The organism is Noviherbaspirillum sp. ST9 (assembly GCF_048799745.1).
GTDB lineage: Bacteria > Pseudomonadota > Gammaproteobacteria > Burkholderiales > Burkholderiaceae_D > Noviherbaspirillum.
On record NZ_JBLWFR010000009.1, the window covers coordinates 166785 to 180879 of the forward strand.

Genomic DNA, 14095 nt, shown 5'->3' on the forward strand with positions numbered 1-14095 from the left:
TTGCTTTCTCAGCGATTTGCGTAAAGAAGTCGCAATAATGTTTCATATGAGAACAGGTTCGGTATAATGCCGCCCGGTTCAGGTGCGCTCAAAAGGCAACGCTTAACTAAAAAAGTTTTTTACCGAAGACGGCAAAGGAGACACGATCATGCGCATCCAGACCACCCCCGCTATTCGCAATCTCGCTGCGATTCTTGGCAGATAAACAATGAATTTTTCAGGCGGCACCTCGAGGTAATCCCCCGGGTGCCGTTTTTGTTATCTGAATCGAATTGCTGCGATTGCACATTGCTTCCCGCAATGAAGTTGCAGACCGATTTGAACGATCTTTATAGAGAGTAGGCAAACCATGGATACATTTATCCAACAAATCATCAACGGACTGGTGCTAGGCAGTATGTATGCGCTGGTCGCGCTCGGGTACACCATGGTGTACGGCGTTCTGAATCTGATCAACTTTGCGCACGGCGATGTGCTGATGATTGGCGCCATGATGGGTGTCACCATCCTTCAGATCCTGCAAAAGGTCGCGCCCGACCTGCCTGGCATCGTCAAGCTCGGCATCGCCATTGCAGGTGCCATTCCGGTCTGTATTATCGTGAACATCATCATTGAGCGTGTCGCATACCGCCGCCTGCGCAACGCGCCGCGTCTTGCGCCGCTGATCACAGCGATCGGCGTGTCGATCCTGCTGCAGACCTTCGCCATGATGATCTGGGGCCGCAGCCCGATCCCCTTCCCGCAAGTGATGCCGTCCGAACCGTTCACCCTTGGTGGCGCGCTGATTTCGCCGACGCAGGTCATGCTTCTCCTCCTCGCGACCGCCGCCATGGTTGGCCTGGTCCTCCTCGTTGAACGTACCCGCATGGGACGTGCGATGCGCGCGACGGCCGAGAATCCGCGCGTTGCCGGCTTGATGGGTGTCGATGCCAACAAGGTCATCGTCATGACGTTCGCAATCGGCGCTGCGCTTGCTGCGGTTGCCGGCGTGATGTGGGGCGCCAACTATTCGTCCGCACAGTTCGCGATGGGTTTCGTGCCCGGCCTGAAGGCATTCTCCGCTGCGGTGCTTGGCGGTATCGGCAACATCTACGGCGCGATGGTCGGCGGCATTCTCCTCGGACTGATCGAAAGCCTCGGCGCCGGTTATATCGGCGACCTGACCGGCGGCTTCCTCGGCAGCCACTACCAGGACATCTTTGCATTCATCGTGCTTATCATCGTACTCACATTGCGTCCGTCCGGCATCATGGGTGAACGTGTTGCGGACCGTGCGTAAAGGAGAGCTTCATGTCAACACTATTCGACGTTAAACAGAATCCGCGCAAGGCCTACACGAGCTTTGCCATCCTGGGTATCGCGCTGATCGCCTTCCCGTTCATCGCAATGCATTACGGCAACTCCTGGGTGCGCATCATGGACCTGGCGCTGCTGTACATCATGCTGGCGCTCGGGCTGAACATCGTGGTCGGCATGGCCGGCCTGCTGGACCTTGGCTATATCGCGTTCTATGCGCTGGGTGCGTACATGACCGGCCTGCTGGCGTCGCCGCAATTTGCGACGGTGCTCGAATCCTTCGTCAATCAATATCCGATGATCGGTGAAGCGCTGACATGGATGGTGGGCGAAGAAGCGGCGAAGAACGGCATCCACCTCTCCGTTTGGATGATCGTGCCGCTGGGCGCTGCCTTGGCTGCATTCTTCGGAGCGCTGCTCGGTGCTCCGACCCTGAAGCTGCGCGGCGACTACCTCGCCATCGTGACCCTTGGCTTCGGCGAGATCATCCGTATCTTCATGAACAACCTGAATGCCCCGGTCAACATCACCAACGGCCCGCAAGGCATCAACCTGATCGATCCGATCCGTATCTTCGGCGTATCGCTCGCCGGCGAGCCAGGCTCGAACGCCACGGTAAAGTTCCTCGGATTCTCCATGCCGTCCGTGAACGCGTACTACTTCCTGTTCCTGGCACTGTGCGCAGCGATCATCTTCATTTCCGTTCGCCTGACGCACTCCCGCCTCGGCCGCGCATTTGTCGCGATCCGCGAAGACGAAATCGCCGCCAAGGCAATGGGTATCAACACCCGCAACATCAAGCTGCTCGCCTTCGGCATGGGCGCTTCCTTCGGTGGCATTTCCGGTGCAATGTTCGCGTCCTTCCAGGGCTTCATCTCGCCGGAATCGTTCTCGCTGATGGAATCGATCGCTGTTCTGGCAATGGTGGTGCTCGGCGGTATCGGTCACATCCCGGGCGTCGTGCTGGGTGGCGTCATCCTCGCCGCGCTGCCGGAAGTCCTGCGTCACGTCGTTGAGCCGCTGCAGCGCAAGCTGTTTGGCGCCGTGCTGATCGACGCCGAAGTCCTGCGCCAGCTGCTGTACGGCCTGGCCATGGTTGTGATCATGCTGTACCGCCCGGCCGGTCTGTGGCCGTCGCCGCAGCACGAAGACCGCATGGACGCCAACGCCAAGAAGCGTCACGACGAAAAAGAACCGGCGGCGCTGGCTGCATAAGGAACTTTCATGAGCGAACAAACCATTCTGAATATCGCAGGTGTCAACAAGCGCTTCGGCGGCCTGCAGGCGCTGTCGGACGTCAACGTCAAGATCATGCGCGGCCAGATTTACGGCCTGATCGGCCCGAACGGCGCTGGCAAGACCACTTTCTTCAACGTGATCACCGGCCTGTACCAGCCTGACACCGGCAGCTTCGAGCTGGCGGGCAAGCCGTATTCGCCTTCCGCACCGCATGAAGTGGCAAAGGCGGGCATCGCACGTACCTTCCAGAACATCCGCCTGTTCGGCGAAATGTCCGCGCTGGAGAACGTAATGGTCGGCCGTCACGTGCGTACCAAGCAGGGTGTGCTCGGCGCCGTGCTGCATCACAAGGCAGCACGCGAGGAAGAGGCGTCGATCCGCCGCCGTGCGATGGAGCTGCTCGACTTCGTCGGCATTGCGCAGTTTGCACACCGTACGTCCAGGCATCTCTCCTACGGCGACCAGCGCCGCCTGGAGATCGCCCGCGCACTGGCGACCGAACCGCAACTGCTGGCACTGGACGAACCGGCGGCCGGCATGAACGCGACGGAGAAGCTTGCCCTGCGCGAGCTGCTGGTCAAGATCAAGGCGGAAGGCAAGACGATCCTGCTGATCGAACACGACGTGAAACTGGTGATGGGACTCTGCGACCGCCTCACGGTTCTGGATTACGGCAAACCGATTGCGGAAGGCGCACCAGCCGAGGTGCAAAAGAACCCGGCTGTGATCGAGGCATACTTGGGAGGGTCTCACTAATGAGCGAAAACATTCTGAAGATCACCGGCCTGAAGATCGCCTACGGCGGCATCCAGGCAGTCAAGGGCGTCGATCTCGAAGTCAACAAGGGCGAGCTCGTCACGCTGATCGGCGCCAACGGTGCAGGCAAGACCACGACGCTCAAGGCCATCACCAACACGCTGCCGGGCTGCAAGGTCGAAGGGCAGATCCACTATTCGGGCAGCCAGATCCAGGGCACCAAGTCCTTCGAGCTGGTGAAGAACAAGCTGGCGATGGTGCCGGAAGGCCGTGGCGTGTTCACCCGTATGACCATCCTCGAAAACCTGATGATGGGTGCCTACATCCGCAACGACAAGGATGGCATCCAGGCAGACATCGACAAGTGGTTTGGCGTGTTCCCGCGCCTGAAGGAGCGTTCCGCGCAGCTCGCCGGTACCCTGTCCGGCGGTGAGCAGCAGATGCTGGCAATGGCGCGCGCGCTGATGAGCCATCCCAAGCTGCTGCTGCTGGATGAGCCGTCGATGGGCTTGTCGCCGATCATGGTCGAGAAGATTTTCGAGGTCGTGCGCAACGTGTCGGCCCAAGGCGTGACCATCCTGCTCGTCGAGCAGAACGCGAAGCTTGCACTGCAGGCAGCGCACCGCGGCTACGTGATGGACTCCGGCCTCATCACCATGACCGGCAATGCCAAGGATATGCTCGACGATCCGAAGGTGCGCGAGGCTTATCTCGGCGAAGGCTGATGTAAAGCATCGATTCCGCCTCATTGAAACCGCCTTGCTCGAGTATTCGACAAGGCGGTTTTGCTTTGTGACTGCCAGCCCCCGGCAGGCGTGTTTTACCGATGGCATAATCAGGAAACAACAAGGAGCCCACCATGCAATTTGTCATTCCCCAGCCAGCCGTCGCCGCCGTTCCCGTTGCCGGCAGCGATGCTGTTTTTCCGGTTCATCGCATCTACTGTGTCGGCCGCAACTATGTCGAACACGCCAAGGAAATGGGCGGCACAGGAAGGGAAGCGCCGTTTTTCTTCATGAAGCCGGCCGACGCGGTACTTCCGATTGCGCACGGTGCGGTCGGTGAAATGCCCTATCCGCCGATGACCGGCGACCTGCATCACGAAATCGAACTTGTCGTCGCCATTGGCAAGGGCGGCAAGAATATTGCAGCAGCGGACGCAATGCAGCACATTTGGGGCTATGCCGTCGGCCTCGACATGACGCGCCGCGACCTCCAGGGCGAAGCGAAGAAGCTGGGACGCCCGTGGTGTACCGGCAAGGGTTTCGATTTCTCCGCGCCCATCTCGCCGATCCATCCTGTTTCCGAAACCGGTCATTACACAAAGGGCGAAATTCGTCTCGATGTGAACGGCGCAGGGCGCCAGAAGAGCGACGTCGAAAAGCTGATCTGGAATGTCGCCGAAACGATCGAACATCTCTCCAAGTTCTACGAACTGCGCCCCGGCGATCTCATCTTCACCGGCACGCCGGAAGGCGTCGCAGCAGTCAAGCCGGGCGACCTCCTTGAAGGCGCGATCGCAGGCCTGGGCGAACTGAAGGTCAGGATCGTTTAAGACGAAGTGGGCCAGGAGGCAGTGACATGAAACTGTACAGCTACTTTCGCAGTTCAGCGTCTTACCGAGTGCGTATTGCCCTGAACCTCAAGGGGTTGTCGTATGACGTGGTCCCTGTCCATCTGCTGCGCAACGGCGGTGAACAGTTCAGTCCTGACTACCGGAAACTCAATCCGGACGCGCTGGTGCCGGCGCTCGTCGATGAGGTCGATGGCGAGGAGAGGGCGCTCACGCAATCGCTCGCCATCATTGAATATCTCGACGAGACGCATCCGTCGCCGCCCCTGCTGCCGCACGACCCGCTTGACCGGGCGCATGTGCGTGGCATCGCGCTCTCGATCGCCTGCGATATCCACCCGATCAACAATCTCCGGGTGCTGCGTTACCTCGTTCGCAACCTGAAGGTCAGCGAGGACGACAAGAATGCATGGTACCGGCACTGGTGCGAACAGGGACTGGCGGCACTCGAAACCACACTCTCCCGCGATGACCGGACCGGCCGCTTCTGCTATGGCGATACGCCGACGCTTGCAGATTGCTGTCTTGTCCCGCAGATTGCCAATGCCCAGCGACTGAATTGCAATCTCTCCGGGATGCCGACTGTCATGCGAATCAACGAAGCCTGTCTTGCGCTGGAAGCTTTTGCAAAGGCGGCGCCTGCCAACCAGCCCGACGCCGAGTAGCGATCGAGAAAAGGGCGGCTGCACGGGACGCGCCGCCCCCTGCAGATCATCCCGCCTTGTACGCAGTCACGGCCTGTCGCTGCTCGCCGAGGCCATCGATTCCCAGCACAAGTTCATCGCCGCGCTTCAGGAACACAGGAGGTTTCATGCCCATGCCAACACCAGGAGGCGTTCCGGTGGTGATGATGTCGCCAGGCATGAGCGTCATGAAGCGGCTGACGTAGCTGACGATTTTTGCGACCGAAAAGATCATGGTACGCGTATTGCCGGACTGGACCCGCTTGCCGTTCAGGTCGAGCCAGAGCGCCAGTCGCTGCGGATTCGGAATCTCATCGCGCGTCACGAGCCATGGACCGACGGGGCCGAAGGTATCGCAGCCCTTGCCCTTGTCCCATTGCGAGCCGCGTTCGAGCTGGTATTCGCGCTCGGAGACATCGTTCACAATGCAATAGCCGGCAACATGGGCGAGCGCATCTTTCTCACTGACCGAGCGCGCGACGGTGCCGATCACGACACCGAGTTCGACTTCCCAATCGGTCTTTTTCGAACCCTTTGGCAGCATGATGGGATCGTCGGCGCCCGACAGGCAGGAGGTCGCTTTCATGAAGACAATGGGCTCCTTCGGGATCGGCATTCCTGCCTCCGCTGCATGGTCGGAATAGTTCAAGCCGATACCGATGAACTTGCCGACGCCACTGAAGGGAACGCCACGCCGCGGATTGCCGCGCACGAGGGGAAGCGACTCGGGCTTGATCTTCGCGAATCGGGCCAACGCCTTATCGGACAGATGCTCGGGTCGGATGTCATCCACCACGCCGGACAGATCGCGCAGGCGGCCCTGTCCATCGACCAATCCGGGTTTTTCCTTGCCAATGCGACCGTAGCGCACGAGTTTCATGCAATCTCCTTTAATCGTTTCCATCCGGAATATTTGGACATTGCAATATAGGGGCTGCTGACGCGCTTGTCCATGCGTGACGCGATGCTACAGGCCCGTGTCGCTGATGCGCTTGGCTTCAGCAAGTTCGTCGAAGAGGTGCGCCCGGGCGTCTTTCGCGCAGTCGCTAAGTTGCGGATACTGCATGCGACGGCAACGTGCAATCGTTGCACGAAAGACCGCATGGGCTTCACGCTCAAGGGCGCGATATTCCGCGTGCGACGATGCGTCCCTGATGACGAGCATGGTTTCCACATAGCTGTCATCCATGCGTTCAGCTTGGGCGAGTATGGTGGAAAGGCAAATCGCCCCGAAAGCAAGCGAGGCCAGCATTTTCCATAAGCGAATCACGATTTCCTCCTGGAGGTGCGAAAGATAATCGGGGAGTACGGCGCAAGAAAGGGACAATGACGGGGAAACCGGTCATCATGAACGGCGCTCCCGGGCGTCACGCTGCTCGAGTGTTCTTTCAGGGTGGACGAGGCGTTCTTACTGCACCAGGAATACCGACGACAGGCCTGCCATCATGGCGCCATCCATCAACATGACCACGAACGGGAAATTCATCTTCGGCCGTTTGCTGAAAATGCAGACGCAAGGTGCGAGGTCTTCTTTTCAGATCATCAGGTGAGCCCTTGCACGCAGCGATTCGTTGCTGCCGCTCTCCGCCAAGCGGGTCATGGCAGGCGTGCCTTGAATTTCGTCAACATGAAAAACCCGAGCAAAATCATGTACATGCACCACGTCCTGGGTACTTGTCCACAGAGTTGGCCACAGTTTATGTGAGTAACATGGCCTAACGCGGATCCGGCGGGATGATGAGCTTGCCGAGGAGGCTGAGGCGCTTGGAGACTTCGGATACGCCTTCCGGGAGATCCGCTTGTTCGGATGTCTCTGCAGGCGACGACTCAAGTGGTTCCTCAAGGGTTAGGGAAGGGGCGCTTGGCTTGTGGTTCGGTGGCGTCGGCATGTGTAACTCTGTCGAAAGTGGATAGAGTCATCTTAATGCCGAGGGATGACGGTGCCTTGAGCTTGGTCATTCGCTACCAAGAGGCACAGCGGGATGTAACGAAGGTTAACGACTCCAAACGGATCCGGTCCAGCCCGGGCCGCCAACTTGCGACTCGGCCGCATTTCCGGAGCGCAGACGCTGGCGCGGACCGTGACTGTGCGGCGAGCGACGAAAACTCGGGCCAGACTGGATTTGCATGTTGAAGGCAGGCGCGGGCGCCACGTAGACCGGTGGCGCCGCATAGACCTGTGGAACCGTATACACCGGCGCCGGTACAGCGTAGTAGGCCGGTGGAGTGGAATAGTAGGTCACGGGGCCGTGGCTATACCCCGTCGCGGCTACGTGATAGCCCGGTTGCGACTCATACGTCGCGCAACCTGTCATGAGGATGGCGACGGTAAGGGCGGATGGTGCAAGCAGTCTGGTCATGGTGCGGATACTCCCAGCGATAATTATAGGAAGCTTGCGATACGGTCAGGCGAAAGTTACCTGCGGTTACACTTTCAGCAATGGGAAGGGGGCAAAGAGAGGGGAGATGGTCCCGCCGACAGGAATCGAACCTGTATCTAGCGCTTAGGAGGCACTCGTTCTATCCATTGAACTACGGCGAGACGCTTGACTGGCTGCATGGCAGCCAAGGCAGGATTATAGCCGAGACGGACGCTGCAAATGATCTTTCCATCATCGCGAGTCGGTACAATGCGTGTTTCGTCTCGCATTTCGACGGTCCGTGTCTGCGGCCGTCGGCAACAACCCACGTTATGGCAGTCATTTCCCTTACCAACGCCCAGCTCGCCTTCGGGCATGTCGCCCTGCTTGACCATGCGGAATTTTCCCTGGAAGCCAGTGAGCGCGTCGGCCTCATCGGCCGCAATGGCACCGGCAAATCCTCGCTCCTGAAGATCATCGCCGGCACATCAAAGCTCGATGACGGCCTGCTCGTCATGCAGCAGGGACTGAAAATCGCCTACGTCGAGCAAGAACCGGCCTTCGAGCAGGGCGCGAGCGTATTTGACGCCGTCGCGGCCGGAATGGGTGGCACCCAGCAGCTTCTCGATGAGTACAACGACCTCACGGCACGGCTAGGCGGTCACGAAGACGACGCGTTGATGGAGCGTATGCATGCGCTCCAAACGAAACTCGACGCCGCCGATGCGTGGAATCTCGGCAATCGTGTGGAAACCATCCTCGCGCGGCTGAATCTCGACAAGGACGCGGTGATCGGCACGCTCTCCGGTGGTACGCAAAAGCGCGTTGCACTCGCGCGAGCATTGGTCGGGGCGCCAGATGTCCTGCTGCTTGATGAACCGACCAACCACCTTGATTTCAATTCCATCATCTGGCTTGAAGCCTTGCTACGCGAATACAAGGGCAGCATCCTGTTCATCACGCATGACCGCTCCTTCCTCGACAACGTGGCGACGCGTATTGTCGAACTCGATCGCGGCCGCCTGCTCTCCTTCCCTGGAAACTTCAGCACGTACCAGACGCGCAAGGCGGAGCTGCTGGAAATCGAGGCGGTCGAGAACGCCAAGTTCGACAAGTTTCTTGCGCAGGAAGAGGTCTGGATTCGCAAGGGCGTCGAAGCGCGGCGCACGCGCAACGAGGGGCGTGTGCGCCGTCTCGAGGCATTGCGACTCACGCGCAGCGTCCGCCGGGAGCAGCAGGGACAGGTGCGGCTGGATGTGTCGGAGGGAGAACGCTCTGGAAAGATCGTCGCCGAGCTGACCGGTATTCATAAACGCTACGGCGAGAAAACCATCGTGCGCGACTTCAGCGCCACCATTCTTCGCGGCGACAAGGTCGGCCTGATTGGCCCCAACGGAGCCGGCAAGACCACGCTGCTCAAGCTGATCCTCGGCGAGGAGGCGCCCGATGCGGGCGTGGTGCGCCAGGGAGCGCGCCTGCAGGTTGCCTATTTTGACCAGATGCGCACGCAACTGAACGAGGAGGCCAGCCTCGCGGATACCATATCTCCGGGTAGCGACTGGGTCGAAATCAATGGCCAGCGCAAGCATGTGATGAGCTACCTGGGCGATTTCCTCTTCGCGCCAGAACGCGCACGCTCGCCCGTCAAATCGCTCTCGGGTGGCGAGCGCAACAGGTTGCTCCTCGCGCGCCTGTTTGCCCGGCCGGCCAATGCCCTCGTGCTGGACGAGCCGACCAACGACCTTGACATCGATACGCTCGAGCTGCTTGAGGAATTGCTGGAAGACTACAGCGGGACGGTATTCCTCGTGAGCCACGACCGCATGTTCCTCGACAACGTCGTTACGCAAGTGATCGTCGCGGAAGGCGACGGCTTGTGGCGCGAATATGTCGGCGGCTACACCGATTGGGAGCGGGTGCGTGCGTCAACGCAGCCGAATGCAACGCCCAAGCCAGCCGCGAAGCCGGAAAGCAAGCCCGCCGAGAAACCCGCCGCGCAGAAGTCGAAGAAGCTGAGCTACAAGGAGCAGCGCGAACTGGAAACGCTGCCCGCCCAGATCGCTGCCCTTGAAACCGAACAGAAAACGATTTCGGAGCAGCTTGCCGATCCGGAGCTGTACCGCCAGCGGCCGGATGAAGTGCAAAAGCTCAATGCCCGTTTCGCCGAGATCGACGAACTGCTGATGGAATACCTGGAGAAGTGGGAAGCGATCGAAGCGAAAACGAAAGGCTGAACCGGTTTCAGTTCATGCGGCGGCAGGCCTCGCGCAATTCCGGAAGTTTGCCGCGCAGTACGTCCGCGTCCGGCGCATAGGGCCGCTCTTCCAGATACGCCTCAAGGTCGGCAAGCGCCGCCTGCGGGCATTCAAGGTTGGCATAGGCGAGCCCGCGGTCACGCCGCTCGGTAATCTCGTCGGGAAGCAGGATGAGCAGGCGTTGCTGCACACCCAGCACCCGTTGCCATCGCATGTGCTCAACAAAAAGTGCTTTCAGGTTGCGCAGCATGCGCACGAGAATTTCCCTTGGGTGCGCGGCATGCAGGTAGTAGGACAGCGGGATGGCGCCCGGATAGCTGTGTTGCTCGAAGTAGGGCTCAAGCCGCTCCTCGAGTTCCTCGCGTGACAGGCTGACGCCATTGAACGGGTCCAACACGATATCGCCGGACTGGATCGACAACTTCATCAGGAAATGGCCAGGGAAGGAAATGCCCTTCACGTCCAGGCCGATCTGTTGCGCCAGCTCCATGTACAGGACTGCGAGAGAGATCGGAATGCCGCGCCGTGTCGTGATGACGCGATGCAGGTAGCTGTTGTCAGGGTCGTAGTAATCGTTCACGTTCCCGGCAAAGCCGAGCTCGCGATAGAAAAAGTGATTGAGCATGCGCAGCTTCTGCACGCTGGAGGCGTCGGGGGCGAGGCGTCGCTGCAGCCTTGCCGCAAGCTGGTCAACTTCTGCTTGCGTCGCCGCCAAATCGAGTTGCGGGTCGACGTCCTGTGCGATGGCGAGCGCCGCTTCGAAGAGTGGAATGGACTCGTCCTCCTGCACGAGCGACGCGAAGTAATCGAGGGATTTGATCACCATACAATGACCATCATAAACCATGCCGCAGCCAATAAAAGGGCGGCGCGGCAAGGCAGGGAATAAATTTGGCCGCCGGGAACTTCCTCAGGCCTCGACCCGCTTGAAGTCCCGAAAGCGAAATCCCATTGCGATAAGGGCGCCGAAATAGGTGATTCCGCAGGCAATCATGACGAGTGTCAACGCACCGACGCGATGGAGCGGTCGGGCCTGCAGGGCAATCCAGTCGAAATGCCCGGCTGTCCACAGCGCGACGCCTGCAAGCAGGAACAGTGCGCCGGTCAGCTTCACCAGGAAAAGACCCCATCCCGGAAGGGCCTCGTAGATTCCTTTGCGCCGCAGTCCCCAATAAAGAAAAGCCGCATTCAGACAGGCGCCTACCCCGACGGAAAGCGCCAGCCCCGCGTGGGCAATCCAAGGGACGAACAACAGGTTCATCAACTGTGTTGCGATCAGTACGCCGATGCCGATCTTCACTGGTGTGCGGATATCCTGCTTCGCATAGAAGCCCGGAGCCAGGATCTTGACGACAATCAGTCCGATCAGGCCCACCCCGTAAGCGATCAGCGCGCGGCCGGTCATGGTGACCGACTCCGCGTCGAACTTTCCGTAATGGAAAAGGGTGGTGGTGAGCGGTTCGGACAAGGTCAGCAGGCCGACCGCCGAAGGCAGCGCGAGCAGGAAGGTCAGTCGCAGGCCCCAATCGAGCAAGGAAGCATACTCAGTATGGTTGCCGTCAGAATGCGCTTTTGCCAGGCTTGGCAGCAGGATTGTGCCCAAGGCAACGCCCAGCAAGGCGGTCGGGAATTCCATCAGGCGGTCGGCATAGGAGAGCCAGGAAACGCTGCCGTTTTCCAGCCGCGAGGCAATATTGGTATTGATGATGACGCTGATCTGCGCGACCGACACGGCGAGGATGGCTGGTACCATTTGCTTGAGGACGCGGCGGACGCCAGCATCGGCGAGCGCGGCTTTCACATTGATGCCGACGCGCGGCAGCATGCCGATCTTGCGCAGTGCCGGAATCTGGATCGCGACCTGAAGGACACCGCCCACGACGACGGCCAGCGCCAGCGCATAGACCGGTTGCTCCATATGCGGAGCAACCAGCAGCGAGGCTGCGATGAAGGACAGGTTGAGCAGGACAGGCGTGAACGCCGGAACCCGGAACTGCCGCCAGGTATTCAGGATGCCGCCGGCCAGCGCGACAAAGGCCATGAACCCGATATATGGGAACATGATGCGCGTCATGACAACCGAGGACGCAAAGGCTTCCGGGTCGGACTTCAGTCCGGTGGCAATGAAATAGACAATGACCGGTGCCCCGGCGATGCCAAGCAGGCAGGTCAGGACCAGTGCCCAGACCAGCACGGTCGCGACATGATCGGTGAGGTCCTTGGTGGCGCTTTCTCCCTTCTGATTCTTGTATTCAGCGAGAATCGGCACGAACGCCTGCGAAAATGCCCCCTCGGCGAACAGCCGGCGCAGCAGGTTGGGAATGCGGAAGGCGACGAAAAAGGCGTCAGTGTAGGCGGAGGCGCCGAAGGCGCGGGCAATCAGCAGCTCGCGCAGCAGCCCGGTTATCCGCGACAGCATGGTCATGCCGGAGACGGTCGCCAGCGTTTTGTGGAGTTTCATGGGCCGCAATTATAGCCGCTCACCACCTCGCAGCCAGGCGACAACGCCCCCCTTTGCGCCAGCGCAGGAACGGCAAGGCAGGCAAAAATGCGCCAAACCGCTGAATCCATTGCCCATTTCCCAAAAAGGACGTTATAATCCTCAGCTTTACAGAATTTCGTCTCGCATCCCGCGAACGCAGCCCGATTTCGAATTAGGAAATATACATGGCAAATACCGCACAGGCGCGCAAGCGTGCTCGTCAAGCAGTCAAGCAAAACGCTCACAACTCCAGCCAGCGTTCCACGCTGCGCACGGCGATCAAGGCCGTCCGCAAGGCGATCGGTGCAGGCGACAAGGCAGCAGCCGCGCAAGTATTCCAGGCTTCCGTTTCGACGATCGACCGTATCGCCGACAAGAAGATCATCCACAAGAACAAGGCAGCTCGCCACAAGAGCCGTCTGGCCGCTGCCCTGAAGGCACTGGCAGCCTAAGTTCGAGTGTGACCGCCGCGCCTGTCGCGGTGGCAGCAAGGTACATCAGAACCCGCGAAGCTTCGGCTTCGCGGGTTTTTGTCGTTTCTGCGGGTTTGTTGGCGCTTCAGCGCGGCAAACCCTCAATGGTCGCACCCGGTTTGATATTCTTCTGCCGGAACCAGCCCAGGTTCATCTCCAGCGCATAGTGGACCTGCTTCTTCGCACAATGCGAAGTCGTTGTCTGCGGCTGCATGTCTTCGATGTTGACAATTTTTCCATGTTCGTCGATGAAGGCAACGGACAAGGGAATGAGTGTGTTCTTCATCCACATGCATACGGAAGCGGGGGCATGGAACAGGAAGACCATACCTTCGTTCGGTCCCATCTTCTCCCGGTACATCAAGCCTTGCTGCCTCTCGGCATCCGTAGAGGCAACCTCGGCCCGAATAACATGCATGCCTGCGGTCAGTGAAACCACGGGGAATTTTGCGGGCTGCTGGGCGCCGGCATACGGGCTGGCAACCGCCAGCAGCATGGCGATCGATGAAATCAGGGGGCGAACGGTCATGGGGGGGCGTCAGAAAACGATTGAGGGGAGAGCATAAAACAAAAAAGGCAGGACGCGCCTGCCTTTTTTGCAATGCATTGCGCCGATTACTTGGCGGCGGCGGCCTTCTTGGCTTTCTTGGCTTTCTTCATCTTCTTGGCCTTGGGAGCCGGTGCGGTAGCGGAAGCAGCAGGAGCGGCAGCCGGTGTTGCCGGCGTAGCCGGGGCAGCAGCGTGGCTGGCAGCGAAGGAGGCGGAGGCAAACAAACCAGCAACGAGAGCAGCGATCAGTTTCTTCATTTTTTATCCTTCATGTTCGATGTTGTAGAAAACCATGATTCTTGCGAATCAATGTGTTTAACGGTCTATATTCGGATTGGTTGACAGGAACGTTTCGAAAAGGATACTTGCGCGGCGCTCAAGGGAGTAGCAGGGCAATAATTGCCGAGGCATCAATGCAATTGCTATGAT

General features: G+C 59.4%; 15 protein-coding genes and 1 tRNA gene. 8 read left to right on the plus strand and 8 right to left on the minus strand.

Features of this window, described 5'->3' with window-relative positions:
* Positions 1-349: 349 nt before the first annotated feature.
* From ACNOHI_RS20850 to maiA, 6 genes are all read left to right on the plus strand, one after another.
* Entirely contained in the window at positions 350-1279 is a 930-nt protein-coding gene (locus tag ACNOHI_RS20850) for a branched-chain amino acid ABC transporter permease (protein WP_420476630.1), read from the plus strand.
* A gap of 11 nt (positions 1280-1290) precedes the next feature.
* Positions 1291-2511: an ABC transporter permease subunit gene (locus tag ACNOHI_RS20855; protein WP_420476631.1), complete on the plus strand. Its 1221-nt coding sequence runs from the start codon at positions 1291-1293 to the stop codon at positions 2509-2511.
* Between the two features lie 9 nt (positions 2512-2520).
* The gene (locus ACNOHI_RS20860; RefSeq protein ID WP_420476632.1) at positions 2521-3291 is read left to right on the plus strand and encodes an ABC transporter ATP-binding protein; all 771 of its coding nucleotides are present in this window, start codon (positions 2521-2523) and stop codon (positions 3289-3291) included.
* Complete coding sequence (locus tag ACNOHI_RS20865; RefSeq protein WP_420476633.1) at positions 3291-4016, plus strand: ABC transporter ATP-binding protein; 726 nt, start codon at positions 3291-3293, stop codon at positions 4014-4016. The genes ACNOHI_RS20860 and ACNOHI_RS20865 overlap by 1 nt, the downstream gene beginning before the upstream one ends.
* Positions 4017-4150: 134 nt before the next feature.
* Positions 4151-4846, plus strand: a complete 696-nt coding sequence (locus ACNOHI_RS20870; RefSeq protein ID WP_420476634.1) for a fumarylacetoacetate hydrolase family protein — start codon at positions 4151-4153, stop codon at positions 4844-4846.
* A gap of 26 nt (positions 4847-4872) precedes the next feature.
* Positions 4873-5529: a maleylacetoacetate isomerase gene (gene maiA / locus ACNOHI_RS20875; RefSeq protein WP_420476635.1), complete on the plus strand. Its 657-nt coding sequence runs from the start codon at positions 4873-4875 to the stop codon at positions 5527-5529.
* 46 nt (positions 5530-5575) lie between these two features.
* Here the strand turns inward: maiA and ACNOHI_RS20880 are convergent, their stop codons facing one another.
* The 4 genes from ACNOHI_RS20880 to ACNOHI_RS20895 all read right to left on the minus strand — a co-directional run bounded on the left by ACNOHI_RS20880 (position 5576) and on the right by ACNOHI_RS20895 (position 8089).
* On the minus strand, positions 5576-6427 hold the full coding sequence (locus tag ACNOHI_RS20880; RefSeq protein WP_420476636.1) for a fumarylacetoacetate hydrolase family protein: 852 nt from the start codon (positions 6425-6427) through the stop codon (positions 5576-5578).
* 87 nt (positions 6428-6514) lie between these two features.
* Positions 6515-6817, minus strand: coding sequence for a hypothetical protein (locus tag ACNOHI_RS20885; RefSeq protein ID WP_420476637.1), 303 nt, complete (start codon positions 6815-6817; stop codon positions 6515-6517).
* Between the two features lie 724 nt (positions 6818-7541).
* Positions 7542-7907 carry a hypothetical protein gene (locus ACNOHI_RS20890; RefSeq protein ID WP_420476638.1) on the minus strand — a complete coding sequence of 122 codons (366 nt, stop codon included), beginning with the start codon at positions 7905-7907 and terminating at the stop codon, positions 7542-7544.
* 107 nt (positions 7908-8014) lie between these two features.
* A tRNA-Arg gene (locus tag ACNOHI_RS20895) sits at positions 8015-8089 on the minus strand.
* A gap of 150 nt (positions 8090-8239) precedes the next feature.
* On the opposite strand from ACNOHI_RS20895, the gene ACNOHI_RS20900 reads away from it, so the two are divergent.
* On the plus strand, positions 8240-10141 hold the full coding sequence (locus tag ACNOHI_RS20900) for an ATP-binding cassette domain-containing protein (RefSeq protein WP_420476639.1): 1902 nt from the start codon (positions 8240-8242) through the stop codon (positions 10139-10141).
* 7 nt (positions 10142-10148) lie between these two features.
* Here ACNOHI_RS20900 and ACNOHI_RS20905 read toward each other — a convergent pair whose 3' ends face one another.
* Together ACNOHI_RS20905 and murJ are read right to left on the minus strand one after the other, a co-directional pair.
* A complete protein-coding gene (locus ACNOHI_RS20905; protein ID WP_420476640.1) occupies positions 10149-10988 on the minus strand; it encodes a SirB1 family protein in 840 nt (279 codons plus the stop codon).
* 84 nt (positions 10989-11072) lie between these two features.
* Positions 11073-12623, minus strand: a complete 1551-nt coding sequence (gene murJ / locus ACNOHI_RS20910) for a murein biosynthesis integral membrane protein MurJ (protein WP_420476641.1) — start codon at positions 12621-12623, stop codon at positions 11073-11075.
* A gap of 206 nt (positions 12624-12829) precedes the next feature.
* On the opposite strand from murJ, the gene rpsT reads away from it, so the two are divergent.
* The gene (gene rpsT, locus ACNOHI_RS20915) at positions 12830-13096 is read left to right on the plus strand and encodes a 30S ribosomal protein S20 (RefSeq protein ID WP_420476642.1); all 267 of its coding nucleotides are present in this window, start codon (positions 12830-12832) and stop codon (positions 13094-13096) included.
* A gap of 106 nt (positions 13097-13202) precedes the next feature.
* On the opposite strand, the gene ACNOHI_RS20920 is transcribed toward rpsT, so the two are convergent.
* On the minus strand, positions 13203-13646 hold the full coding sequence (locus ACNOHI_RS20920) for a DUF192 domain-containing protein (protein ID WP_420476643.1): 444 nt from the start codon (positions 13644-13646) through the stop codon (positions 13203-13205).
* Between the two features lie 86 nt (positions 13647-13732).
* Positions 13733-13924, minus strand: coding sequence for a hypothetical protein (locus ACNOHI_RS20925; RefSeq protein WP_420476644.1), 192 nt, complete (start codon positions 13922-13924; stop codon positions 13733-13735).
* Positions 13925-14095 lie beyond the last annotated feature (171 nt).